22 protein-coding genes are annotated in these 25,704 nt (G+C 64.6%); 3 read left to right on the forward strand and 19 right to left on the reverse strand.

Annotated elements, in window-relative coordinates:
- The first annotated feature begins 36 nt into the window (after window positions 1–36).
- The gene (locus tag CO664_RS12700) at window positions 37–1,137 is read left to right on the forward strand and encodes an AI-2E family transporter (RefSeq protein ID WP_097538954.1); all 1,101 of its coding nucleotides are present in this window, start codon (window positions 37–39) and stop codon (window positions 1,135–1,137) included.
- Window positions 1,138–1,142: 5 nt separating this feature from the next.
- On the opposite strand, the gene CO664_RS12705 is transcribed toward CO664_RS12700, so the two are convergent.
- Window positions 1,143–1,928: an endonuclease/exonuclease/phosphatase family protein gene (locus CO664_RS12705; RefSeq protein WP_097538955.1), complete on the reverse strand. Its 786-nt coding sequence runs from the start codon at window positions 1,926–1,928 to the stop codon at window positions 1,143–1,145.
- 87 nt (window positions 1,929–2,015) lie between these two features.
- On the opposite strand from CO664_RS12705, the gene CO664_RS12710 reads away from it, so the two are divergent.
- A complete protein-coding gene (locus CO664_RS12710) occupies window positions 2,016–2,951 on the forward strand; it encodes a lysylphosphatidylglycerol synthase domain-containing protein (protein ID WP_097539192.1) in 936 nt (311 codons plus the stop codon).
- Here CO664_RS12710 and CO664_RS12715 read toward each other — a convergent pair.
- Window positions 2,852–4,468 (reverse strand): phospholipase D-like domain-containing protein, encoded by a 1,617-nt coding sequence (locus tag CO664_RS12715; RefSeq protein ID WP_234820246.1) that lies wholly within the window; start codon window positions 4,466–4,468, stop codon window positions 2,852–2,854. The two genes, CO664_RS12710 and CO664_RS12715, sit on opposite strands and share 100 nt — an antisense overlap.
- An 86-nt stretch (window positions 4,469–4,554) precedes the next feature.
- Here CO664_RS12715 and CO664_RS12720 point away from each other — a divergent pair, with 86 nt between their 5' ends.
- Window positions 4,555–7,170 (forward strand): malto-oligosyltrehalose synthase, encoded by a 2,616-nt coding sequence (locus CO664_RS12720; RefSeq protein ID WP_176536573.1) that lies wholly within the window; start codon window positions 4,555–4,557, stop codon window positions 7,168–7,170.
- A gap of 15 nt (window positions 7,171–7,185) precedes the next feature.
- Here CO664_RS12720 and CO664_RS12725 read toward each other — a convergent pair whose 3' ends face one another.
- From CO664_RS12725 to CO664_RS12805, 17 genes are all read right to left on the reverse strand, one after another.
- A complete protein-coding gene (locus CO664_RS12725; protein ID WP_234820248.1) occupies window positions 7,186–7,860 on the reverse strand; it encodes a carbon-nitrogen hydrolase family protein in 675 nt (224 codons plus the stop codon).
- A 178-nt stretch (window positions 7,861–8,038) separates the two neighbouring features.
- Window positions 8,039–9,226 carry an MFS transporter gene (locus tag CO664_RS12730; protein ID WP_097538958.1) on the reverse strand — a complete coding sequence of 396 codons (1,188 nt, stop codon included), beginning with the start codon at window positions 9,224–9,226 and terminating at the stop codon, window positions 8,039–8,041.
- A 255-nt stretch (window positions 9,227–9,481) separates the two neighbouring features.
- Window positions 9,482–9,919 carry an RpiB/LacA/LacB family sugar-phosphate isomerase gene (locus tag CO664_RS12735; RefSeq protein WP_097525942.1) on the reverse strand — a complete coding sequence of 146 codons (438 nt, stop codon included), beginning with the start codon at window positions 9,917–9,919 and terminating at the stop codon, window positions 9,482–9,484.
- Between the two features lie 38 nt (window positions 9,920–9,957).
- Window positions 9,958–10,725, reverse strand: a complete 768-nt coding sequence (locus CO664_RS12740) for a triose-phosphate isomerase (RefSeq protein WP_097538959.1) — start codon at window positions 10,723–10,725, stop codon at window positions 9,958–9,960.
- Complete coding sequence (locus CO664_RS12745) at window positions 10,722–11,507, reverse strand: DeoR/GlpR family DNA-binding transcription regulator (RefSeq protein WP_097539193.1); 786 nt, start codon at window positions 11,505–11,507, stop codon at window positions 10,722–10,724. Before CO664_RS12745 ends, CO664_RS12740 begins: the two co-directional genes overlap by 4 nt.
- Before the next feature lie 95 nt (window positions 11,508–11,602).
- A complete protein-coding gene (locus tag CO664_RS12750) occupies window positions 11,603–12,547 on the reverse strand; it encodes a TIM barrel protein (RefSeq protein ID WP_097538960.1) in 945 nt (314 codons plus the stop codon).
- A 14-nt stretch (window positions 12,548–12,561) separates the two neighbouring features.
- A complete protein-coding gene (locus CO664_RS12755; RefSeq protein WP_037419656.1) occupies window positions 12,562–13,407 on the reverse strand; it encodes a TIGR01459 family HAD-type hydrolase in 846 nt (281 codons plus the stop codon).
- A complete protein-coding gene (locus CO664_RS12760; RefSeq protein ID WP_097538961.1) occupies window positions 13,404–14,687 on the reverse strand; it encodes an FGGY-family carbohydrate kinase in 1,284 nt (427 codons plus the stop codon). Before CO664_RS12760 ends, CO664_RS12755 begins: the two co-directional genes overlap by 4 nt.
- Complete coding sequence (locus tag CO664_RS12765; RefSeq protein ID WP_097538962.1) at window positions 14,684–15,739, reverse strand: class II aldolase/adducin family protein; 1,056 nt, start codon at window positions 15,737–15,739, stop codon at window positions 14,684–14,686. Before CO664_RS12765 ends, CO664_RS12760 begins: the two co-directional genes overlap by 4 nt.
- 14 nt (window positions 15,740–15,753) lie before the next feature.
- Window positions 15,754–17,265, reverse strand: coding sequence for a glycerol-3-phosphate dehydrogenase (locus tag CO664_RS12770; RefSeq protein WP_097538963.1), 1,512 nt, complete (start codon window positions 17,263–17,265; stop codon window positions 15,754–15,756).
- A 10-nt stretch (window positions 17,266–17,275) separates the two neighbouring features.
- Window positions 17,276–18,313, reverse strand: a complete 1,038-nt coding sequence (locus CO664_RS12775) for a 2-hydroxyacid dehydrogenase (RefSeq protein ID WP_097538964.1) — start codon at window positions 18,311–18,313, stop codon at window positions 17,276–17,278.
- A complete protein-coding gene (locus CO664_RS12780) occupies window positions 18,310–19,887 on the reverse strand; it encodes an FGGY-family carbohydrate kinase (protein WP_097538965.1) in 1,578 nt (525 codons plus the stop codon). The genes CO664_RS12775 and CO664_RS12780 overlap by 4 nt, the downstream gene beginning before the upstream one ends.
- Window positions 19,887–21,011, reverse strand: coding sequence for an ABC transporter ATP-binding protein (locus tag CO664_RS12785; RefSeq protein WP_097538966.1), 1,125 nt, complete (start codon window positions 21,009–21,011; stop codon window positions 19,887–19,889). Before CO664_RS12785 ends, CO664_RS12780 begins: the two co-directional genes overlap by 1 nt.
- On the reverse strand, window positions 21,008–22,126 hold the full coding sequence (locus CO664_RS12790; protein WP_097525932.1) for an ABC transporter ATP-binding protein: 1,119 nt from the start codon (window positions 22,124–22,126) through the stop codon (window positions 21,008–21,010). The genes CO664_RS12785 and CO664_RS12790 overlap by 4 nt, the downstream gene beginning before the upstream one ends.
- 6 nt (window positions 22,127–22,132) lie before the next feature.
- Entirely contained in the window at window positions 22,133–22,990 is an 858-nt protein-coding gene (locus tag CO664_RS12795) for a carbohydrate ABC transporter permease (protein WP_037419632.1), read from the reverse strand.
- A gap of 10 nt (window positions 22,991–23,000) precedes the next feature.
- Window positions 23,001–23,924, reverse strand: coding sequence for a sugar ABC transporter permease (locus CO664_RS12800; RefSeq protein ID WP_037419630.1), 924 nt, complete (start codon window positions 23,922–23,924; stop codon window positions 23,001–23,003).
- A 134-nt stretch (window positions 23,925–24,058) separates the two neighbouring features.
- Window positions 24,059–25,504, reverse strand: a complete 1,446-nt coding sequence (locus tag CO664_RS12805) for an extracellular solute-binding protein (protein ID WP_037419627.1) — start codon at window positions 25,502–25,504, stop codon at window positions 24,059–24,061.
- Window positions 25,505–25,704: the final 200 nt, after the last annotated feature.

A 25,704-nucleotide genomic window follows, 5' to 3' on the forward strand; every position in this document is an offset into this window, starting at 1 on the left:
GGTGGCGCCAGATTGTTCACAAAGGAGCGATTTCACGTGGCGAGGAACGTTTCGGCCGAGGCAGAACAGGAAGCTCCAGATCGATTGCTGACCGCGCGACGTTCGCGGTCATTGGTGATCCTGATCGCAATCGCAGCTGGAATCGTCGTTTGCTACCTGCTGGCCGTGCCTTTTCTGCCGGCGCTGACCTGGGCGCTGGTCCTCGCGATCATGTTCCACCCGCTCCACCGCCGCATCGCAAAGGACCTCCGCCACCCGGAAATCGCCGCTGCGGCGACGGTGGCGATTGCCGCCTTCATCGTTGCCGTGCCGCTCATGCTGATTGCCGAGCGGCTGGTCAACGAGGCAGCCAAGGGCGCCCAGATCATCGCGGAAGCGCTGAGGACGGGAAGCTGGCGGGACGCGATTGCCAACTATCCGCGTATCGGGATGGTTCTGCTCTGGATCGAGACCCAGCTTGACCTCGCAGGGCTTGCAGGCAACGCCGCGACCTTGCTCACCAATTTCAGCGCAATCCTGGTCCGCCGATCGGTGGTGCAGATTATCGACCTCGTGCTGACGTTCTACTTCCTGTTCTATTTCCTGCGTGACGGCCGCGAAGCCCTGGCCATGCTCAAGAACTTCTCTCCACTGACCTCCGCAGAGATGAACAAGCTGTTCCTGCGCGTCAGCGAGACGGTTTACGCGATCGTCTTCGGGACCTTCGCCGTCGCCATCGTTCAGGGCACCTTGGGCGGCCTGATGTTCTGGCTGCTTGGTCTGCCGTCGCCGCTCCTCTGGGGTCTGGCGATGGGTCTGCTGGCGATGGTGCCGGTCCTCGGCGCCTTTATCATCTGGATTCCGGCCGCGCTGTCGCTTGCCCTGACCGGCGAATGGGGCAAGGCGCTGATCCTGACCGTCTGGGGCGCCGGCGTGGTGGCAACCGTCGACAACCTGCTCTATCCGATGTTCGTCGGGGAACGGCTGAAGCTGCACACGGTGGTGGCATTCATGAGCATGATCGGCGGCATCATCGTGTTCGGACCGGCAGGGCTGGTGATCGGACCGGTGACTTTCACGGTGACTTTGCTGCTGCTCGATATATGGCGCGCCTACGCGAGGGAAAGCGACAGTTCATCGCCGCCTCCCCCACTCTAGATCCGTCACCGGCGTTGCGTCCCTTCCAGGCGATCGTCCGCCTCGGTCAGGCATCCTTTGGCAGTCGGCTCGATGTCTAATTCGACCAGGATCGGCAGATGATCGGAAGCGACCCGCGCAAGGGCGCTGCTGTGTACCTTGCATTCGCGCACACCGATCCCGTCGCCGACGAAGACATGGTCGATCCGCAGCAGCGGCAAGCGGGAGGGAAAGGTCGGGCGCGGCTTGGCATTCGATCGGACCTGCACGTCCTTGAGATGTGTCGCCAGCAGCCTGTAGGCGGCCGAGCGGGCGATGGCGTTGAGGTCGCCTGCAAGGATCACACGCGCGTCTCCTTGCCCTATGCCGCCGAGCCAGCCGGGACCGAGCAAGGCGGTGGCCTGGCGGACCCGCTCCGACCCGCGCAGCCCGAGATGGGTGACGATGACCTGAAGCTTGGCGTAAGCGAGGTCGATCTCCACCCAGAGCGCCCCGCGCGGCTCTCCGGTCGACGGCAGCACACCCGCCTTGACGAGCCGCATCGGCAGGGCGGTCAGCACCGCGTCGCCGTATCGCTCGTCCTTGAGGTGCAGAGCCGGATGAAAATGCGCCGCCATGTTGAGGTGGGTGGCGACCATATGCGCCTGATCTGTGCCGCCGCTGCGGGCGCGTCCGACGTCCACCTCCTGCAGGGCGATGATATCGGGCCGGCATTCGCCGATCACCGCGGCGATGCGCGCCGGGTCGAGCCTGCGGTCGGTCCCGAAGCAACTATGGACATTGTAGGTGAGGAAACGAAGCGGTCGATGCATGGCGCCTGTTCGAGCTTGAGGGTCGCGTTCGGGAACACACGGGACCCGCTTTTCGTTCCGGTGGGCGCGCGCAAAGGAACGAGGCCGATGCCGAAGAAAATTATTGCCAGACTATTCATATTCGCCGCCATCGGCGTCGCCGCCTGGCTGATCTATCGAACGCTTCGTCAATACACGTTCGAGGAGATCGTCGGCTCCATCCTGCAGATCCCATTTGCACATCTGCTTGCGGGGATCGGCTTCGTCGTCCTCTCCTATCTCTGCCTGACGCTGTTCGACACGCTCGCGGTGCGCTATGTCGGCCACAAGCTTCCCTATTGTCAGGTGGCGCTCGCCTCCTTCACCAGCCTGTCGATCGGCCACAATGTCGGCGTGGCGGCCTTGAGCAGCGGCGCGGTCCGGTATCGGTTCTATTCGCGCTGGGGATTGAGTGTCGAGCAGATCGCCAAAATCATCCTCTTCTGCGGCGTCACCGTCGGCGTCGGCCTCCTGACCCTTGCCGGCCTTTGTTGCCTGATCATGCCGGAGAGCGCCGCGCCGATCATCGGCCTGTCGGAAGGCGGCGCCCGTCTTCTCGGCATCACCTGCCTTGCCGCCTCGGCCGGCTATGTCGTGCTCGCCGGCTTCTTGCGCGGTTCGCTTCGCCTGTTCCGCTGGTCGTTCGAAATGCCGCCGCTGCGGATCGCCGCCGGCCAGGTCCTGGTCGGCACGGCCAACTTCCTCTGCGTCAGCGCCTGCCTGCATCAATTGGTGTTGGCGTTCGGAACTCCTGGCTTCTTCGAAACCGCGACGGCCTATGTGGGCGCCAACCTGACGGCTCTCGTCAGTCACGTTCCGGGCGGCATCGGTGTGCTCGAGGCAACGATCGCCTTCCTGCTCGGACAGTCGGCGAGCATCGGCGCCCTCATTGCCTTCAGGGCGATCTATTTCTTCCTGCCGCTGCCGCTCGGCTTGATTTCGCTGTCGATCGCGGAAGTCCGCCGCTGGGATGCGAGAAGCCTGGATACCAGGGCGAAAAGCTGACCGATCCATCGCCGCAGCAGAGCGCCTGTGCGGCGGAAGGGCCTGAACGGACCGCGCGGATCGACGATGTCGGTTGCCCAGACAAGCGCGGTCTCGCCGTGGCCCTCGATCCTGTCGAAGGTCCGCAGACCGCGCCGGCGCGTGTTCAACCGATCGACGACGGCGACGAGGGAGCCTGTTTCCTGCAGCGTGCTCTCGATCTTCGCCGCCTCGACGTCCAGATGCTCCGCCAGAAGCGCGTTGCGAAAGCCTGCGATCGCGGCACTTTGCTCCTCGTTCGCCGCCTCCACCGCAACGTCGCACTCGGTATCGAACCCTTCCGAACGGTGGTTGAAATTCGACGACCCGACCCGAAGAAACCGCTCGTCGATAGCGACCACCTTGGAATGGATGATCACCTCCTGTTCGGAGCCGTCCGCCGCAGGGACGACGGGATAGGCGACCCGCAGCCTGCCGTAGCGATCCGTCCGCTTCAGCCGCCGAATAAGGCGGTCGCGATTGCCCCCCATCACCACCCTTTCGAGAAACCCGTGCGAACTGCGCGTCGTGATGACCACGATCTCGGGTCCGTCGGGCTCCTGCAGCCGCTCGCACAGAACCTTGCCGATCCGATGCGAGGCGAAATACTGGTTCTCGATATAGATGTGGCGCCGGGCGCTGCGCAAAGCGTCGAGGGTGAGCCGCAGCGCTTCCTGCCGCCCACGCCTCTTGCCGAAGCCCGGCTCGGTGCGGGCGATCCCTATCCGGCAATTCGTCAGGAGAGGTTCGATGCCGGGCGGCCAAGCGACCGCCGACGAACCTGGAGCGCCGACACCTTCGCGGACCGAGGACTTCCAGCGGGAGCGACAGAGATCGCCGATCGCCCGGCTCGCCTCGCCCTCCAGCACCACCTGAATGTCATGGACCGGATCGTAAGGATTTCCGTCCGGATCGCGGCGCAGGTCATTCTCGGCCAGGTGGTCCGGCGTGTCCCAGCGCCGGGCGGTCAGATCGATGCCGCCGACGAAAGCGATCCGGTCGTCGATGGAGACGAGTTTCTGGTGATGCGAACCGCGCAGCGCGTGGTGGCTGGCGAAACGGAGCTCGACCTGCGGATGGGAAGCCCATTGCTGGCCGCGAAACAGTCGCAACGACTTTCCCGAATAGATCGGCCCCATCGCCCAGATCAAAATGCGGATCCTGAGATTCGGCTTTTGCGCGACCAGCGCCTCGAGCTTGGTGCCGAGCGCCTTTGCGTCCGGATCGTCCGGCCGCAGCTTGATGCGCGGATCGAAATCCCATCCGGTGATCCAGACCTGCTCTTCGGCCTGTTCGAGCACCCGATCGAGGCAGGCATAATAGGCTTCCCCGTCCACGAGGAAGGACACCCGCTCGGCCGGCGCGCTGCGCCAGATATTCTCGGCTTCCTTGATGATCGGTCGGCGGGCCCGGCGCAATCGGCTGGGCGGGGTGCCAGTGAAAACGGTCTTCCAGGCCAAGCTTCTTTTCCCGTGGGTGGCGACTGCAAAAAAATCCATTTCAACCGAGATTGTTCCCGCCACGCCCGCGGAACAAAGCTCGGCCGCAGCGTGTTGTGCCCGCATAGATGTCAAAACGACCTGCCATGCCCCTGCCCAAAGCGACCTACCGACTGCAATTTCGAAACGGGATGGACTTCGAAAAAGCCGCGGAGTTGATCCCGCATCTCGTCGATCTCGGCATTTCACACCTTTATGCCTCGCCGATTTTTTCCGCGGTCGGCGGCTCGACGCATGGCTATGACATAATCGACTTCAACGAGATCGACCCAGCCTTGGGCGGTATCCAAGGGTTACGCCGGCTCGTCGGCGAACTGAGAGCGCATGGGCTCGGGATCATCCTCGATATCGTGCCGAACCACATGGCCGCGCATCTCGAGAACCGTTGGTGGCACAGCGTCGTCGAATGGGGACAGGCGAGTGCGTTCGCCGGCCATTTCGACATCGACTGGCGTGCGCCGCTCACACTTCCGTTTCTTGGCCGGCAGTTCGAAGAGGAACTGGCGGACGGCAGCATACGGCTGACATTCGATCATGACCGAAACTGCCTGGCCTTTGCCTATTACGACGCCCTCTACCCTCTCAACCCCGCCTCCTACCCGGCGGCCCTTGAAGGTTGCAACCTCGCTCTCGACAGGCTGATCGGCGGCGCCAAGAAAGCGGAAGCGAACAATGCCGCAGGCTTTCACTCCGAAGTGGCTTCTCTCCTAAAGACGCCCCTTGTTGCCGCCGCTCTCGACGCGCATCTTCAGCGGGTCTCCGCCGACAAGCCGTTGCTGCAGCGACTTCACGACATGCAAAGCTGGCGGCTGATGAGCTGGAAAGCGGCTCGGGACCACCTCAGCTATCGGAGGTTCTTCGAGATCGCCGGCCTCGTCGGCCTTCGCGTCGAAGATCCAGCGGTCTTCGAGGCCACCCACAGGCTTGTCCTCGGCCTTGTCGAGGAAGGATTGGTCGACGGACTGCGCGTCGATCACATTGACGGCCTTGCCGATCCGGAGGTTTATCTTCACAGGCTGCGGGAACGCGCCGGCGAGCACACCTATATCATCGTCGAGAAAATACTCGAGGCGAACGAGGTGCTGCCGGAGGAATGGCCGGTCGACGGCACCACGGGCTACGAGTTCATCTCGACACTTGCCGATCTGCTCTCCGACGAATCTTCCGGGCTTTGGAGAGAAGATCACCGATCCGCGACGGAGAGGGCCGTTACCGAAAGCAAGCTGCAGGTGCTGAGCCACAATTTCAACGCTGAAGTCCGACGGCTCGCCGCATTGGCGGGGCGCGCGCGGGGCTATGACAACGCACCGGCCGGAAGCGAGCAAATCGCCGAGGCCATTCGCCATCTGATCGCAGCAATGCCGGTTTACCGCACCTATCTCAGCGACCGTGGCGCAAGCGAGCACGATCGGCGGATGCTCGACGGGATCGAGTCCCGGTCACGCGCTGCCGCACCGGAGGTCGGCGCCGAGATCGCGACGATCACGGCTTGCCTGAGGTCGAACGATGCCGAAACGGATCGACAGGCGGCGACCGAATTGCGGGCGCGCTTTCAGCAATTGAGCGGCGCGGTCATGGCCAAGGCGGTCGAAGATACGTTTTTCTACCGCCGCGGCGACTATCTCGCCGCCAATGAGGTGGGTGCTGCGCCCTCCTGGGCGCCGTGTGGCGTCCTCCGGTTCCACGAGGGGATGCGGGAACGGGGAAGCAGAAGCCCGGCCGGCCTGTCGACAACCGCGACCCACGACACGAAACGGGGCGAGGACGCTCGCGCCCGCCTCTACGTGATCAGCGAGGCACTGGAGCTCTGGGCGGCGGCAGTCCACCGCTGGCGCGACATGAACCGGGCTGGCCTCCAGCCTGGCGCCTTTGCCCCGGAAACCTCCGTCGAGCAGTTTCTCTATCAGAGCCTGTTCGGCGCCTGGCCGATCAAACCCCACGCTGACGAGAAGGATCTGCTTTCCCTGCGCGAGCGTATGGAAGACTTCGCCGTGAAGGCGCTGCGCGAGGCGAAGCTCCGGACAAGCTGGGATGCCCCGAACGAGCCCTATGAAGCGGCGGTCACCGGATTTCTTCGCGGCATCCTCGACTGGCAGAATCGAGCCTTTCTCGACGACTTCGAGAATACGACCGCGCCCTTCATCCGCGCCGGCCTGATCAACAGCCTCTCGCAAACGCTGGTGAAACTCACCGCGCCGGGCATTCCGGACATCTATCAGGGCAGCGAGCGCCTCGACCTCTCGCTGGTGGATCCGGACAACCGCCGCGGCTTCTCACCGCGGCCCTCGCTGCGCGACCTGCGGCGTCAGCCGACAGCCGGCGACTTCGAAGACTGCAAACAGTGGCTGATCAGGCTCTGCCTGAACCATCGCCAAGGCCGAGGCGCGGCGCTGCTGGCGAGCGGCGAATACCTCCCCTTGGATATCCAAGGCCCTGCCTCCCGACACGCCGCCGCATTCATGCGCCGCAGGGAGGATCAGCTTTCGGTCACCCTCGTCCCACGGCTCGTCTTCAGGCATCTTGGAGAGGGGCTGTCCGTTCGTTCCGACCTTTGGCGTGACACCTACCTGTTGTGGCCGGAGGAGTGCGAACCGAGGCGATTGCGAAACCTCGCAACGGGCGCGACCGTCGACTCGCAGCGACGCATTGTGATCTCGGAGGTTTTCCACGGCTTCCCGGTCGCGTTCCTTGTTCCGGAATGACCCGGGTGCTGCTCCTCAACGGACCCGCCGGAACCAGTCCTCTGTTTGCAAAACTCTGATCCGGTCCAGATCAAAATCCGCGAACACGAGTTCCGGCTGCGGTCCGCCCATGGAGAGGATCCTCCCCAGAGCATCGACCGCAAAGGACCGCCCGTCGTCCTTCGGCGCCGGATAGTTCGCTACCGCCACGCCGAGGACAGATTGAAACGCCAGTGCCCGCACGCCTTCGATCCGGACGTCCCCGACCGCGGGATCATCAACCAAGGGACAGCTGTTCGGAACGAGAATGACTTCGGCGCCGTCCCGCACGAGGTCTGACGTGACGTCGGGAAATTCTCGGTCCATGCAGATCATGATGCCGATCGTGACCTCGCCCGCCTCAGTCCTGAGCCGCGCCACGCTGGAAGTCTCGCCGGCGGCGCAGGCTTCTTCCGGAGCGTCGAAGAAGCAGACGTGCCGCTTGCGCTGGTGGAGGACAACCTCGCCTCGACTGTTGATCAGGACTGCGGCATTGAAAGGCTTGGGGCTGCCGCCCTCGAGAAAGGTCGCCACCATCGCCAGTCCGTGCCTGCGCGCCGCCTCCCGAAAGCCTTTCACAAAGGCGCCGTCGATCGGCACCGCCGCATCGATCCAGGCCTGCCGGGCGACCGGATCTTCAGGATCGAAGCGGCTGTAACCGTTCGAAAACATCTCCGGGAAGACGATGATGTCGGCGCCTTCGCGGCTGCCGACGCTGCGATCGCGTCGACATCCGCATCGTTCATTACCTGCGCCATTGCCGCGCGAAAGGACCTACCAGCCACGCAATACTCCCAAGGACCTTTGAAACTTAGGGGGCATCTAGGAATTGCTCCGGCGGAGTCAATGTTCACACCCCTATGCTGCGCCGGGAGGCCAGAACGAAGAGCGCGCTGGCGAGCGTTGCGGCGGCGCAATAACTGATGGCGCCGAGCGGTCCAAAGCCGTGGACGAAGAGGCCGCCTAGAACCGCGCCGCCGGCAATCGCCAACTGGAACGTGGCGACGATCAGTCCGCCGGTGCTTTCCGCGTGGTCCGGTGCCGCCCGGACCATCCATGTCTGGACCGCAACCGGCAGGGCTCCGAAGGCGAAGCCCCAGAGGGTGACGGCGCCCGCCGAAACAAGATCGTTCGCACCGAAGGCCACCAGCGCCAGCGCCGTCGCGGCGATGAGAAGCGTGCCGAGACTGACGGCGGCCGTGATGCTGCGCTCGATGACGAAGCCGCCGGCCAGATTGCCGAAGAAGCCGCCGACGCCGTAGGCGAGCAGGGTCAGCGAGATCGCTTCGATGCCAAAGGCGGGTATCTTTTCCAAGAACGGCCGGACATAGGTGAAGCCGGCGAAATGACCCGAGACAAAGAGCAGGACGGTGATGATGCCGATGCTGATGCTCGGGCGGCGTACTAGATCGAACAGCAGCCTGATGCTCGGCACCGATTGCGGCGGCAGGCGCGGCACGCTTGTCATCTGCACCGCGAGCGTGACGACGCCGAGCATGGCAGCCACCAGGAAAGTGACGCGCCAGCCCCAAAGATCGCCAATATAGGCGCCGACGGGCGCTGCGCAGACGGTCGCGAGCGAGACGCCGGTGAAGATGATCAACATGGCGCGCGGCACGAGACGCGTCGGAACGAGGCGCAGCGCAATCGCCGCCATCATCGACCAGAAGCCGCCGAGCCCGATCCCGAGGATGACGCGGGCTGGAAGCAGCATGGTGAGGTTGGTGGCCATGGCGGCGAGCAAGCTGGAGAGGATCAGAGCAAGGGTAAAACCCCAGAGCACAAGCCGGCGGTCAAATCCGCGGGTGACGATCGCGATCGTCGGCGCAGCGATGGCGCCGACCACGGCGGTCGCCGTGACCGCCTGCCCTGCGGTACCGTCGCTGATAGCGAGATCGGCCGCCATCGGAGTCAGCACGCTTGCGGGAAGGAACTCCGCGGTGACGAGGCCGAACACGCCGAGCGCTAGCGAGATGACGCCGGCCCAGGCCGGCTCGCTGCGTTCTTCGATCTCAGTGGCCACAAGGGGAGCATGCATGCTTTGTCATCAAAGCAATCTCCAACGATCCGAGTTCTCTTAGATAAGCCGTGAGGGTATGATTCGGAGGCGGCTTTCAGCCGCGCCTTCAAGCGCGTCATCGGCGCTCCGCCGAGCCACTACCGGGCGCCGAGGAGCCCGGGATGGGTATTCGCAGTGAAAAGTAACTCCGCAACGAAAACACCCGGCATTGCTGCCGGGCGTCAACGCCGCACTTCCCGAGGGAGGATCACGGGGCGATGCGGAAACGGAGCTTTATTTGCCTGCATCCAGACGATCGATCGCCTGGACATTGCCGGCCGACGGACCTTGCGGATCGAACTCGGATGCGAGCCAGGTATCGACGATCGATTTCGCCAATTCCGGACCGATGACCCGCGCGCCCATGGTGATGATCTGGGCGTTGTTGGATTTCGCCGCTCGCTCGGCCGAATAGGTGTCGTGGGTGAGCGCCGCGCGGATACCGGGCACCTTGTTGGCCGAGATGCAGACGCCGATGCCGGTGCCGCAGATCAGGATGCCGCGATCGTTCTCGCCGGCCGTGATCGTCTTTGCCAGATGCTCCGAGAGTTCGGCGTAGAAGCCTGCCTGGCTCAGATCCTTGACCTCGACGTCGCTCCGGCCGGCGAGATGAGCGGCAATGACATCGAGCAACGGTTTGCCTGCACTATCTGCACCGATTGCGATTTTCATGGGGCTTCCTTTCCGCACTTGTTCCAAACCTTTGCCGGTCAGATCGCGCCGGCGACACGCTTCAGAATGTCGAGATAGCCGCCGACCTCCCAGGCGGAGCGGCCGATGAAGAGGCCGTCGATATGCGGTTGGGCGACCAGCTCCTCGCAGTTTTGGGGATTGACGCTGCCGCCGTAGAGCACCGGCACCGCGACGCCGAGCGCCGCCGCGGCCGCCTCAGCTATCCGCCGGTGGCGGGCGTCGGCATAGTCGGCGGTCGCCGGTATGCCGTTCACGCCGATCGCCCAGACGGGCTCGTAGGCGAGCAGGACCGGCGCCCTTCTGGCGTCGCCTTCGAGAAGCGCGAACGCCCCTTCCACCTGACGCTTCAAAACGGCATCGGCCTCGCCCGCCTCCCGTTCGGCAAGCGTTTCGCCGATGCAGATCAGCGGGACGAGACCATGGCTGACGGCCGCTGCCGTCTTCAGCCCGACGGTGCGGTCGGTCTCGCCGAAATGTTCGCGGCGTTCGCTATGGCCGAGCTCGACGAGATCGAGCCCGCAATCCTTCAGCATCAAGGGAGAAATCTCGCCGGTCCAGGCGCCGGCATCGTCCCAATGCATGTTCTGGGCGCCGACCTTGACGCTCGTCTCCTTCAGCCTCTCCTTCACCTCGCGGACCGCCGTAAACGGCGGCATGACGAAGCGCTGGATGCGCGGGTCGCGCTCCGCATCGGCAGCCGCCAGGCCCTCGGCGAAGGCCGTCGCCTGCGACAGCGTCTTGTTCATCTTCCAGCTGGTGCCGACCCAGACCTGCGACTTGCTCATGCCTTCTCCGCTATTTTCTGATCACTGACAGCGATGAGCTTGATGCCGGCCTCGCCGAGGGTGGCGGCATGGTCCTTCGAAACCTCGCTGCCGGTCAGAACCGCATCGAAAACGTCGAGCCCGGTCAGGAAATGCAGGGCGGAGCGGCCGAACTTGCCGTGATCGACGAGCAGGTATTTGCGCGTCGCCGATTTCACCATCTGCCGCTTTGTCTGCACGACCTCCTGGTCCTGGTGGAACGCCGTGGCGCCCTCGATTGCCGAACTCGACAGGAAGGCGACGTCGGCTCTGAGCGATCGCAGCGCTTCCTCCGTGACGATGCCGAAGAAGCCGTTGAATTTCTTGCTATACTGGCCACCGAGCGCGATCAGGTTGATGCCCGGTGCGCCCGATAGCTCGGCAATGACGCCGAGATTGTTGGTGATGACGGTGAGCGGGCGGATGTCCTTGAGGCAGGCGGCAATCGCACCGGCAGTGGAACTGTCGTCGATGATGATGCTCTGGCCGGGTTCGATCAAAGTCGCGGCATGTTCGGCAATCCGCCGCTTCTCCGCCGTGGCGATCTTCTCGCGGTAGCGGAAGTCGCTCTCGAATTGCGAGCTCGACTGGATCGACGCGCCGCCATGGACCTTGCGCAAGAGGCCGGCCTGCTCCAGGTCGTCGAGATCGCGATGCACGGTCATCTTGCTGACGCCGAAGCGAATGGAAAGGTCCTCGACGGTGGCCGTGCCCGCCTCCATTAGGACGTCCATAACCGCCTGTCGCCTGTCTTCCGGTTTCACTGCCATCATCCTCTCGGCCCGCGGTCTTTCGCTACGCATCTCAACAGAGAGATAACATGATTATGTGATTTTTCAACGTGGTTTGCGGTATTTTGTTATATTGATGTGTGATTTTTCTCATCGTTCAGCCCAGTATCGATATGAGGCTCCCAGTATTCCACGGACTCCCGGATCATTTGGACCACCTGGTGATCGGCCGGCTCGCGCTCGCGGAACGACAGTTCGAGGCAGATCTCGTTGTCCGTTCCCCCACCCCTCCTCACCGCATCGAGCAGGCGCTCGGGCGTAATGCGGCCATTCTTGTTGTAAGCGGCGGTAAAGGGCCAATGGCCTCCCTTGTTCATCGACGACTGCTTGACGTGAATGATCGGCGATCGCCGCGGAAAGGCTTCCGCCCAGGCGTAGGGATCGATGTCGGCCGGGTTGTCGGACGCCACGTCGCCATGGTCGATATCGACCATCATCTTCAACGGGATGGGCAACTCGGCCCGGGCGAGGCGACCGTCCAGTTCCCGGCACGCCGCGATCGTGTGGCCAAATTCGCGGCCGACCGACATCGGCTCCCAGAAGAGATAGGAGAGCCCCGCCGCCTTGGCGTGCTCCGCCACTTCGCGCCAGCAGTCGATGGCGATCGCCATCAGCTCCTCGCGCCGCACCGGGTCGTCATAATCCTTCAGCGTGAAGATCGCGAATTGCGTGCCGATGGCGGAGGCGCCGAGTTCCGCCGAGATATCGGCGAAGGTCTTGAACCAATCAACATAATAGCGGCGCACATCCGGGTCGGGATGGCCGAAATGGTTGAGCCGCCCATAGGGTCCGGTCATGCCGGAGGTGATCTTCACGCCGGTGCGGGCAAGCGCCGCCCGGAACTGCCGGGTCACCTTGCTGATGGTCGCCGCCGGCCAGCTCGGATTGACGAATTCGTGGGTGAGTTGCACGTGGCCGATCCGGATCCTCTCGGCGATCGCGTCGATCAGATCGTCCGGCTCGGCAAAGCGGTTGACCAGGGGATTGGTGTTGAGCGACAGGGTGAAGGCCATGGCCGGGCTCCTGGCTACCAGAGAAATTTCGGCAGGAGGAAATCGGGCATGGCGCCGTGTGCCGCGAACAGCCCGTGGCGCCCCTCCTCCGACTGCCGTTCGAGGATGCCGGTCGTGACCAGCACAGAGCCGAGCCCGGCGTTTGCCGCGCCGGCAATGTCGTGCTCGACGCTGTCGCCGACCGCGCAGACCCGCGCCGGATCGGGCTTGCCGAGGAAATCGAGCGCGAAATCGTAGATGTCGCGGAACGGCTTGCCGATCCAGCGCACCCTGCCGCCGAGTTCCTCATAGAGCTCGGCAATGCGTCCGGCGCCGAAGGCATGCCCCGTCCGCGTCAGCATCACCTTATCCGGATTCGTGCAGAGGCAGGGGACACCGCGCTGCGCCGCGGGCCGAAGCAGATCCTCGTAAAAGCCAAGCGGATGGGCGTCGCCCTCGCTTGCCGCGAGCAGCACGATGTCGGCCTCCTCGCCGCTCTCCGTCCGAAGGAGATCCAGGCCATTCAGCGGCGACAGATCGCCGTCGCGGCTGATCAGCAGGCATTTGCGCATCCCTCCCGCTGCGGCTGCCTCTTCCCGCTTCAGGAGCTGCCAGGCAACTTCGCCGGAGGTCAGGAACCAGTCCCAGCTACCCGGCTCGAAGCCGAGCGCTGCCAACCGGCGGTCGTTTTCCGCCGAGCGCTTGCCGGAATTCGAAAGGATGATGATGCGTTTGCCGGCCTGCCTGAGGCGGACAAGCGCCTCGGCGGCACCCGGATATGGCCCGCGCCCGTCTCTTAAGACGCCGAACTGGTCGATGAGGAAGGCATCATAGGCCTCGGCGATCGCCGAGAGGCCGGGGATTGTGCGGGCGGCACTCATAGCACCCCCGCTTGTTTTGCACCGGACAGTGCCAACCGCGCCGTGCCGGCCGCCGCTTCCTCGGAGCGCGGCGGCAGAAACGGCACGCGGAGTTTGCGGGCGCGGATGGCCGTCCAGGCCCTGTTGCCGGCGCCGCCACCGACGCTGCGGACCGCCCGAAGCGGTGGGCTGCCGAGTGAGGCGAGCCGCTGATAGGCGAGGCTCTCGACGGCCGCGATCCCCTCTAAGATCGCCTTCAGGAACTCCGCGTCATCTGCCGGACGCGGCGTCATGCGCGGCATCAGCGCGGGATCGGCGATCGGAAAGCGTTCGCCGGGCCTCGTCAACGGATAGAAATCGAGACCCGTCGCGGTTGCCGGATCGATCTCCGCCGAAAGTTCGCCGATCCGCTCGGGGCTGAAATGCGCGGCAAGCACTGCACCGCCGGTGTTGGAGGCACCGCCGGCAAGCCACATGTCGCCGATCCGGTGGCTGTAGAGCCCGAATTCCGGAGCGAACAGCGGCCGATCCGACAGCATCTTCACCGTCAGGGTCGTGCCCAGCGCGCTGACCCCATCGCCCGGCCCGTCGGCGCCGGTTGCGAGGAACGAGGCGCAGCCGTCCGTCGTGCCGGCGACGACGACCGTATCGCGCGGCAGGCCGAAGGCGTCCGCCGCCGCCGGTGAAATCGTCGCGATGGGCGCTCCGGCCGGCTGGACGTCCGGCAGCAGCTCGACCCGCGCACCGGTCCGCGCCAACCAGTCCGGCCAGCACCGTTGGACGGGATCGTAGCCGGTCTTCAGCGCGTTGTTCTCGTCGGTGACGTCGTAGAGGCCGGTCAAATGCCCTGCGAGCCAGTCGGCCTGGTGGACCACGCGGAAGACACGGGGATACAATTGAAACGCCAGCAGCCTGGCGAGACCGGAGGTCGCGCCGTGCGCGGCGCTTTCCAGCGGCGCATGTGCGGCGATGCGGTCGACAATGGCCGGGTCGCCGACCGGATCATTGTACAACAGCGCCGCCGCAAGCGGCTCTCCGTCGGCCGCAACCGGCAACATCGTCCCGGACGTGCCGTCGATGCTGATTGCACGCACGCGCACCGGATCGATTGCCGCAAGCGCCTCCAGAAGTGCTGCCTGTACCGCCTTCCACCAGCCGATCGGATCGCGATGGTCCTCGGAAAAGGCGCCGAGCTTGGCGGCGCCCGAGGAGGCGACGTTCCCGGCTTCGTCCATTGCCACGGCGCGGGCACCGGACGTGCCCATATCGATGCCGAGGACGAGCCCGTCTCCACCGCTCATTGCAGCACCTGCCCGGCGCGGTTCAGCTGCTGACGGTATTTTTCCGCATCCCAGCCGAGAAGCTCGGCATTCTCGGCATCCGTCAGGTAGCGCAGCCGCGCGCTCGCCGGAATGCGCGCCGCCACGTCGGAAAGGCAGCGGGCCATCGCAAGCGCCCCGGCGGTTATATCCTTGAGGACCAGCACCCCCTTGCCCGGAAAAAGGAGAACCGGCGGCAAAGGCTCTCGCGCTTCAAGAAAGCGCGCCTCGATCGCAAGAGCCGTATCCTCCGGCGTGGCGATCACCGAACCCTTGCCGAGAAAGATCACATGGTCGGGATAGAGGCTGCCGCCGGCGGCGATCCTGCAGCTTTCGAGATCAGTTGCGGCGTCATGCAGTCTTTCTTCCTCCGGAAGACGATAGGCGCTGTTGACGGCGAGGCGCGACAGCGCCGACAGGTCCGCGGGCGGAGCCTGGCGCACGAGGCCGGCAAACCGCTCGGAGACGTCGACGAGGAGAAGCGCCGCATCCTCGATCGTATCGCCGGCGACCGCCAGCCCGTGATTGCCGAACACCAGCACGGCCGTATCGGCATCGATCCGTTCGCCGATCGCTCTGGCGAGCGGCAGTCCGGGGCGGGCATAGGGAACGAAGGCATGGGGAATGCCGGCAAGCCTTTCGGCCGCGATGGCCGCCGCATTGGTCTGCACGGCGGCTGCGATCGTCGCCACGCAATGCACATGGATGACCACCTTCTGCGGCATCAGCGCGTGCACCGTGGTTTCGATCGACGGCCGGAGGCCGGATGGGTTGAGCTCCTCGATGACGAAGTCCTGGGCCCTCTCCGCCGCCGGATCGTCGCGCTCCAGTGCGTCGATCAGCGGATCGAGCGCGACCGGCACCATGATATCGCGCGCCCGAGCCTCGGCGAGCCAAAGTCCTGAAGCCTTGATCCAGAGGGTATCGCCCTCCTTGATCGAGGTATTGCCGCCGGCGCCCTGGACGAGCTCCGGATCGGCGCCGATCCGCGCCGACAGATCCAGAAGCGCTTCGAATTCGGAGCTTCGCAACATCGCCTGCCCCTTTCTCATGCGGCCGCCTGCTGACCCTTGAGCCAGCCGCCGAAGGCCCGCTTCTCGGCTTCGCTCATATGCAGGCCATGCTTGGTGCGACGCTCGAGCAGATCCTCCGCCGTCCGTGCCCATTCGGTTTCGATCAGGAAGCGGGCTTCGCGTTCGCGGAAGAGCCGGCTGAAGCCGGTGCCGAGCTCGTCGAGCGACGTTGCCCCGTCGATCAGCGCGTGGGTCCGCGTGCCGTAAAGCCTGGCATAATGCTTCAAGAGATCGGCCGGCAGCCAGCGATAGCAGGCGCGCAGCTCTCCAAGGAATTGGTCGAAATCCGCATTCGCCATATCGCCGCCCGGCAGGTGGGCACCCGCGGTCCAGGCCGGACCGATTTTCGGAAAGAAAGATTTCAACCGCTCCAGCGCATGTTCGGAAAGCTTGCGGAAGGTGGTGATCTTGCCGCCGAAGACGGAAAGCAGCGGCGCCTCGCCGCTCGCCGCATCCAACTCGAAAATATAGTCGCGCGTCACCGCCGAAGGATTCTCGGCATTGTCGTCATAGAGCGGCCGGACCCCGGAGAAGCTCTGGATGATGTCTGCCTCGCTGAGCTGCTGCTTGAAATAGCGGTTCACCGATCTCATGAGATAGACGATTTCGTCGGCATCGGCGGCAACGTCCTCCGGCCGTCCCTCGTAGGGAATGTCGGTGGTACCGATCAGCGCCAGATCGTTCTGATAGGGATTGATGAAGATGACCCGTTTGTCGGGATTCTGGACGAGATAGGCCTGCCTCCCCTCCCAGAACTTCGGCACAACGATATGGCTGCCCTTGACGAGCCGGACGCTGCGGCGGGAGCTGAGCCCGGCGACCCGGCCGATCATGTCGTTGACCCAGGGGCCGGCGGTGTTGACGACGCAGCGCGCCCGCGCCTCCGTCCTCGCACCGGTCCCGGCATCAGTCATCTCGACCTGCCAGAGCTCGCCGCGGCGGCGGATGCTCGTGCAGGCGGTGCGGGTGAGGACTCGGGCGCCTCGCTGCTCCGCGTCAAGGGCGCTCAGGACGACCAGCCGGGCGTCGTCCACCCAACAGTCGGAATATTCGAACGCCTTGCGATAGGACGTTTTGATCGGCGCGCCTTCCGGCGCCGTCCTGAGGTCGAGCGTCCGCGTGCCCGGCAGGCGCTTGCGGCCGCCGAGATGGTCGTAGAGAAACAGGCCGAGGCGGACAAGCCAAGCCGGTCGGTCGGCGGGGTTGTGCGGCAGCACGAAGCGCATCGGCCAGATGATGTGCGGCGCCGATCGGAGCAGCACCTCGCGCTCGATCAGTGCCTCGCGGACCAGCCGGAACTCGTAATATTCGAGATAGCGCAAGCCCCCATGAATGAGCTTTCCGGACCGCGAACTCGTGCCCTGGGCAAGATCGTCCTTCTCGCAGAGCAGCACGGAAAGGCCGCGGCCGGCTGCATCGCGGGCAATGCCCGCGCCGTTGATGCCGCCACCGATGACGAATAGGTCGTATGTCCCGGGCTCGCTCATCGCCCTCCCCTCAGCACGGATTGACCGGCGGCAGGCCGACGATGTAGCGGCGCACCTCCTCCGCCGCCATTTCGGCTGCATAGGTAACGGTCCGGACCGAGGCGCCGGCGATATGGGGCGTCAGAGTCACGTTCGGCAACTTCAAGAGCGGCCAGTCTTCCGGCACCGGCTCGACAGCGAATGTCTCCAGCATGGCGCTCGCCAGATGGCCGCTGACGAGGTTGCCGTAGAGCGCCTCATAATCGCAGAGCGGCCCCCGCGCGGTGTTCACGAAGATCGCCCCAGGCTTCATCTTCGCGAAGCTCTCGGCATTCATCATGTTCCGCGTTTCCCCGGTGACGCGCGGATGCAGCGTCACCACGTCCGAGCGCTCGAGGAGTTCGTCGAACGAAACATGCTCGACGCCGGCGTTCCGGTCCTCGGCGCTGAGCTGCACATAGGGGTCGTGGACGAGCACCTTGGTGCCGAAGGCGCGCAGCAGCCGGACGACCTTGGTGCCGATATTGCCGTAGCCGACGACGCCGACGGTCAATTCCGAAAGCTCGCGGCCGGTGCGGTCGGCACGGTAGAGATCGCCGCGCCATTCACCCCTTCGCAGCGCCTCGTGGCCCACCCGGATCAGCCGCGTCTCGGCGAGAATGGCGCCGATCGTGAACTCCGCGACGGCGCTCGCATTTCGTCCCGGCGTATTGACGACCCGCACACCGGCATCGCGGGCGGCACTCATGTCGATATTGACCGGCCCGCCGCGGGAGACGGCGACGAGCTTCAGGTTCGGCAGTTCGGACAACATCGCCCGCGACAAGGGCGCAAGCTGCGTCACCAGGATTTCGGCGTCGCCGACGAAGCGGATGATCTCGGCGGGCTTGCCGAGATATTCCTTGAGCCCGTCCATCCCCTCGACCGCATAGCCATGCTCCATCGGCACATCCGGCCAGGGCTGTTCAAGAATGCGGATCTCATGTCCGTCGCCGCAGGCCGCGACGATCTTGTCGCGGAACACCTCCGGCAGCATGAACCGGTCGCCGATGATGGCAATCTTCTTCATTTCGGTTTGTCCTGTTGATCTCCCGAGCCGGCCGCGTGGGAGAGCGCGTGCCAGACGGGCCTGAGTGCGAGGCGCGATTGCTGGTAGGCGGGGAAAAGCGCGTCATAGCGCCGGACCAGTTCCTCGTCGGCCGGCTCGGCAGGGCGCAGTTGCGGCCGTACCCAATCGCCAGCGCAATCGGCCATCGAGGGGTAGATGCCGAGCGAAACGGCAGCGATCATCGCGGCGCCCGCGGCGCCCGCCTCCTCGCGTTCGCTGGTCTGGATACTGGCGCCGAGCGCACCGCCGAGGATGCGGCGCAAAGAGGCGCTGCGCGCCGCCCCGCCGGTCAGCCGAATGCGCTCCGGCAGCGGCCCCATTTCGGCATAACAGTCGCGGGCGGCAAGGGCGAGGCCGTCGAAGACGGCCCGGACCATGTCGCCGAAACCATGGGTGCTCGACAGGCCGACGAAGGAGGCACGCGCCGAAGCGTCGACGAAGGGACCGCGCTCGCCGGCTTCGGAAATATAGGGCTCGAAGAGCAGCGGCGTGCCCCTCGCCTCCTCAAGCCAGCCATCCACATGGGCGAGCAACTCGCCCTTCGATTTCTCGACCCCCATCCCCTTTAGGACGCCGCCGGCGATCGAAAGGATCCAGTCGATGTTGAGCGTCGCCGCCATATTCGATTGCATCTGCGTATAGGTGTTCGGGATCGGCATGCACATGGTGTAGCCGGTCAGGTCGCGGTTGAGCCGAACGTCGTCGGCGCTCTTCGCCAGCCGCATGTGCATGCCGGTCGAGCCGATGATCGAACAGCCTGCATCGGTTCCCGGATCATAAAGCCCTGCGCCGAGCGCCGTGCAGACCACGTCGACATAGCCGAGCACCACGGGCGTCCCGGCCGGAAGGCCGGTGGCCGAGGCGGCAGCCTTAGACAGCGGATGATGCGACGCCGCCCCGTCAACGATTTCCGGCAGCAGATGCGTAAGCCTCTCGAGACCGAGGAAGGAAATCACCGCGTCGCAATATTGCCGGGTACGGAAGTCCCCGTATGTGAAGTTCGCCTCCGATGGATCGGTGGCGCGCCTTTCCGTGAGGTTGAAATAAAGCCAATCCTTGCAATGGAAGGCCGTGGCGGCTCCCTCCAGCATCTCCGGCGCGTTTTCCAGCATCCAGCGCAGTTGCGGCCCCTGCTGGCAGGCGGCAAGTCCCGAACCGGTATGCGCGAAACGCTCGACATCGCCGCTGTCGCCGCGCAGCCGCTCGACCGTTTCGCTGGCCCGCGCATCGAGCCAGAGCCAGCCCTTGCCGACCGGCTCGCCGTCGCTGTCGATCAACCACGTGCCGTCTCCCTGACCGGTCACCGCGATCGCGGCAACGCGGCCAGGGAGGTTCTCGATCCTGGCCGAGAGCTCGACCAGGGTTTTCACGGTGTCCGCCCAAGTGCGGCGCAGGTCCTGCACGCTGCCGGTTCGCCCCACCGCCTCGTAGCTGTTCGGAACGGCCGCCATGGCGAGCTGCCGGCCGCCGAGGTCAAAGGCGACCGACTTGATGACCGACGTCCCCGCATCGATGCCGATCAGGATGTCGCGCATCAGGCGAGCTCCTCCCCATGCGAGATCGCCGCGCCGCTCTCGCCGTCGAAGACATGCAGGCTCGCCGGCTCGAGGCGAATGCCGATCGGCTGGCCCACCTCGAGCCTCGCCCGATCGTGCTCCACCAGCACCAGCGTCCCGCCGGCGAAATCCGCGGCGATATGCGTCTGGTCGCCGAGCCACTGGTTGACGGCGACGCGGCCGGTGACGCCGTCGGCGCTGCGTTTCACCGCATAGGGCCTGACGCCGAGAATCACCCGCTGGCGCTTTCTCAGCGCATCGCGCACCGCATGCGAGAAATCGGAGGCGGCATATTCCAGCCGGATGCCGTCCTTGAGGCCGAAGGCCAGGCGGCTTTCGGAGGCGGTGACGCTCGCCTCGAAGACGTTCATCGGCGGCTCGCCGACGAAGGTGCCGGTAAAGAGATTGGCCGGCCGCTCCTTGATCCGCTGCGGCGTGTCGAACTGCTGCAGCACGCCGCCCTCCATGACGGCGATGCGGTCGGCAAGTGCATTTGCTTCGGTCTGGTCGTGGGTGACGAGAATGGCGGTCAGCCCGCGTTCCTTGATGTAGTGCTTGATGCGGCCGCGCAGCACGGCGCGCAATTGCGGCTCGAGCTGCCCCATCGGCTCGTCGAGCAGATGCAGGCTGGCGTCGCGGATCAGCGCCCGGCCGAGCGAGGCGCGCTGCTGCTGGCCGCCGGAGATCGAGCTTGGATAGCGGCCGAGTATGTCCTCGATCTCGAGCAGCCTGGCGATGCTGGCCACCTTCTCGTCGACGGTGCTCTGCGACAGCTTCGAGGCCTTGAGCGCGAAGGCAATGTTCTCCCGCACCGTCAGCGGCGGATAAAGCGAATAGCCTTCGAAGGCCATGGCCACGTTGCGGCGAACCGGCGGGAATGTCTGGATTTCGCGGCCGCCAAGCGAGATCTTGCCGCGAGACACCGCCTCGAAGCCGGCGATCATCCTGAGCGTCGAGGTCTTGCCGCAACCAGACGAGCCAAGGAGCGCGATGATCTCGCCCTTCCTGACATCCATGCTGAGTTTCTTCACGGCATGGACGCCGTAGTCGATCGGCCCGTAGAACTTGTCGACATCCTTCAGCAGGAGCGCAATGTCGGTCATGCCGCTTCTCCATTCCGCTTGGAGGCAGGCTCCGACGGCCGCATCAGCCGGCCGCTGCCCTTGTCGAACAGCAGGGTCGCCCGGCTGTTGACCGCAAGGTGCGCCGGCCCGGCCTGCGGGCCTGGTGTGCCCGCCGGGCGCGAAACGAGGATTTCCCGGCGGCGCGCCGTTAGCGTCAGGGTAACGGTTTTCTCGTTGAGCGGCGTTTCGGCCTCGACCGTGACGGGGATTGCCCCGGGCGCGGACGCCTCGGTGAAGGTGATGTTTTCCGGCCGGATGCCGAGAACGCAGGCCTTCCCGACGATTTCGGGCCCGAACCCCGGCAGCCTAAGGCGAACGCCGGACAGTTCGGCAAAGGCGCCGTCCGGCCCGCGCTGCGGCACGACGTCGAGCAGGTTGATCGTCGGGTCGCCGAACAGCCGGGCGATCTCGAGTTCCGCTGGCGTGTCGTAGATGTCGGCCGGCGTGCCGATCTGGCGAAGCTGTCCCTCGAACATTACGGCGATCCGGTCGCCGAGCGCCATCGCCTCCTTATAGTCCTGGGTGACGTAGACGACGGTCGCACCCTGGGCGGCGAGAAGACGCGGCAGTTCCAGACGCATCTCGAAGCGCAGCTTGGCATCGACGTTGCGCAAGGGGTCGTCGAGCAGGAGCAGCGGCGGCGAGCCGACCAGCGCCCGGGCAAGCGCCGTGCGCTGCTTCTGCCCATTGGAAAGCGCCTTCGGATGGTGGCTGAGCACATGGTCGATCTTCAGGAGCTTTGCCACCTTCTCGACCCCGGCGGCGATCGCCTCCTTCGAGAACCTGCGGGCTGTCAGCGCGCTGGCGATATTGTCGAAGGCGCTCATATGCGGGAACAGGGCGAAATTCTGGAAGGCCATGCCGACGCCGCGATGCTCCGCATCGACGTCGGTCAGGTCGTCGCCACCGATCAGCACGCGGCCCTCGTCCGGATCGATCACGCCGGCAACGAGCCTCAGCAGCACCGTCTTGCCGGCGCCCGACGGGCCGAAGAGCACCAGCCGTTCGCCATCGGTCACATCGAGCGACAGATCATCAAGGACTGTCTGGCCCTTGTACCTTTTGACGATGTTCTTCAACTGCAGTGTCGTCATCAGCGATTATCCCTTCACCGCACCGAGCGACAGGCCTTCGACGAGGTAGCGCTGGGCGTAGAGTGCGAGAGCGAGCGTCGGCGTGATTGACAGCACGATCGCCGCGGCGATCTGGCCGTATTGGATGCCTGAGGCCGTGACGAAGGCAAGCGCGCCGACCGTCACCGGCTGCTTGTCGGCCGAGGCCAGCACCAGCGCGAAGACGAAATTGTTCCAGGCGAAGATGAAGGCGAGCAGGCCGGCGGCGGCGATCCCGGGCCCCGCCAGCGGCAAGGCGATCTTGCGGAAGGTCGAGAACCAGGAATGGCCGGCAATGCGATAGGCATATTCGACATCGGCCGAGATGTCTTCGAAATAGCCGCGCACGATCCAGAGGATGAGCGGCAGGCAGATGAGCTGATAGACCCAGATCAGACCGAAATAGGTGTTCGAGAGGCCAAGCCACTGGAAATATTGCGTCAGCGGCAGCAGCACCAGCAGGGGCGGCGCGAAACGGAAGGAAAGCAGCGTGAAGGCGATATCCTCCGAACCCCTGAACTTGTGCCGCGCGAAGGCGTAGGCGGCGGGGACGCCGAGGGCGAGCGCCACGGCGACGGATACGACCGACAAGAACACCGAGTTCCCAAGATTGCGCATGAAGGCGATGTCGAGCGTGCCGGCGGCGGTCTGCAGCTTTCCGGTGATCAGCGCCGCATAGTTGTCCAATGTCGGCGTGAAGACCACCGATGGCGGTATCCTGAGGATCGTCTCGTTTGTCTGGAAGGACATCAGGAAAATCCAGACGATCGGGAACATGAAGAAGACGACGACCAGCGTCAGGGCAACGCCGCGCAGGAGCCGTTCGAGCGGAGACATGGCTTCCATCTTGACCTCTCTACGCCTCGCCGCGGGCGCGCTCGCGCAGCCGGAGCCAGTTCTTGATGAAGACGTTCGACAGAATGTAGGTGATCGCCCACAGGATGATCAGCAGCGCGGCGGAACGGCCGACATTGGTCGACTGGAAGAAATTGAGATAGGCCTCGACCTGGAAGACGGTCAGCGTATCGCCCGGGCCGCCCTGCGTCATCGCATAGATGATGTCGAATTGCTGGATCGAGTCGAGCAGCCGGAAGAGTGTCGCCGTCAGGATATAGGGCGTCAGCATCGGTAGGGTGATGCGGAAGAACACGAAGCTGCGCGGCACGCCGTCGAGGGCCGCCGCCTCGAAGGGCTGGGTCGGCAGGGAACGCAAGCCTGCAAGCAGCAAGATCATGATGAAGGGCGTGTAGACCCAGATGTCGACGAGCACGACCGTCAGGAGCGCCGTGTCTGGCGAGGAGGCCCAGCGGAAATTCTCGAGGCCGATCAGGCTGGCGAAGTAGCTGAGGATGCCGAAGCCCGGATTGGTCATCAGCTTCCACATCAGAGCCGCCAGCGCCGGCGCCGTCATCAGCGGCAAGAGCAGCATGATCGAGATGAAATTGTTGACGGTCGAGCGTCGCTGCAAAAGCAGGGCAATGCCGAGGCCAAGCAGCAGTTCGAGGACCACCGTGGTGCCGGCATAGACGAGCGAGACCCTGAGCGTATTCCAGAAGCCGGAATCGGTGAAGAAATTCAGGTAGTTCTCGCCCCAGTTGAACTGGCGCGCCCAGGGCTGGCTCAGCCGGTAGCGCTGGAAGGAATAGACCACCGCCGAGAAAAACGGGATCAGGATGCCGATGCAGACGAGAAGCGCCGGCAGGGAAAGCACATAGGGCAGAACCTTCTTGCTAATCCTGAAACCGCGGGGCGTTGCCCCGGATTGCGTCACTGAAGCCATGGCCAGCTCCGTTCAAATGCCATTTCGAAAGGCGATGAAGGGGCCGGCCGCGGCCGGCGCAGCCAGACCCCCTCCTCGTATGCGCATTCGTTGCGGTGTGCCGGGCCCGGCGTGCGGGCCGGCGCCGCCGGCGATCAGCCGAGTCCTGCTTCCGCGAGCTGGCGATTGATGCTCTCGGCGAGCTTGTCGAGCCCCTCGTCGACCGGCACTTCCTTCGCCACCATCTTCTGGAGCGTTGCCGCCCATTCGGTGGTGAGGTCGAAGAACAGGGGCTGGGCGGTGAAGTGGATCTTGGCGCCCGGCGCGGAAATGTCGTGCATCTCCACATAGCCCGGATAGCTCTTCTTCAGCCGCTCGCGGAAGATTTCGTCCTTCCAGACGGTCGCCCGCACCGGGTTGACGAAATCCATCTTCGTCGCGCCGAAGATCGCGTGCTCAAGTCCCGTCGCCCATTGCAGGAAGTACCAGGTCGCGTCCTTGTCCTTGGAGAAGTTGGACATCGACAGCGACCAGATCCAGATGTTCGGCGTCGGTGCGGAGGCGGCCGGATTGGCGGCAAACGGCGCATAGGCAAGCTTGCCAGCCATCTTGTTATCGCCGCCGTTCATGAAGTAGCCGAGGATGTCGGCGTCGTAGATCATCGCCGAGGCGCCGGCGCCGAGGTCGGTGCCGACCTGGTACCAGGTATAGGTCGACCAGTCCTTCGGGCCGCTCTCCTGGATCATCTGCACCCACTTGGCGTGGAAGGCCTTCGATTCCGGCGTGTTCATAGCGGCCGAAAGCTTGCCGTCGGCCGAGACGTTCAAATCCTTTTGGCCGAAGTTCGCATAGCCCGAAAGGAAGCCCGGATGGATCGTCGCCCAGGAGCGCGAGCCGCGTACGCCGATGCCGTAGACCCCGCCGCCGACGTCCTTGGTGAGCTTTGCGGCCGTCGTCAGTAGTTCATCGAGGTTCTTCGGAACGCCGACCCCGACCTTGTCGAACATCTCCTTGTTGTAGGAGAGGTTGTTCTGCTCGTAGCCCCAGGGAATGCACCATTGCTTGGCGTCTTCCGAACCGAGCGCGCCACCCGGCTGGCCGTTCCAGGCGCAGGACGCCTTGACGCCCGGCAGGAAATCATCCCAGCCATATTGGGGGTTGGTCTTCGTCGTATCCTTGATCCATTCGTTGAGATCGGTGATCCAGCCGGCCGGGCCGTAGGTCCAGGTCATGTAGGCGCCAGTCATGAAGGCGTCGTATTCCGACGAACTCGAGGACAGCGCCGCCGTCACCTTGTCGAAATAGACGTCCTCCGGGAAGACGTCGTAGGTGACTTCCATGCCCGTCAGATCCTTGAAGGTCTGCAGGTTGGCGATCATCGCATCGGCATAGGGATGCTTGTTCAAGAGCAGCTTCACCGACTTGCCGGAATGCGCCTTCCAGTCGAAATCGGCGGCAAGCGCCCGGGTCGACATCATGTTGAACAACGTGCCGGCGGTGCCTGCCGTCAGACCTGCCGCACCGAGGCCCTTCAGCATCCCGCGGCGGTCCACCTCGCCGCGCAGGAATGCGCTTATGAGGTCTTTCTCCTTCTCATACATCTGTTTTCTCCTCCGTTGCGGGTAAGAATGCTCCAATGAGCTGACCGGCTACCCGACCGGTACTGCCTCCCCGGCCGCGGTGGTTTCCTCCCCCTGCCGCGGCCTCGAATGTTTCTCCAGCGCCGTGCGTCCTTCGGGACGCTCAGAGGACGCTATAAGTCTTTGAACCTAGGCATCGTGCTTTCCGAAAATCGGGTCCG

Origin of the sequence: Sinorhizobium sp. NG07B (assembly GCF_002532005.1) — a bacterium.
GTDB lineage: Bacteria > Pseudomonadota > Alphaproteobacteria > Rhizobiales > Rhizobiaceae > Sinorhizobium > Sinorhizobium fredii_C.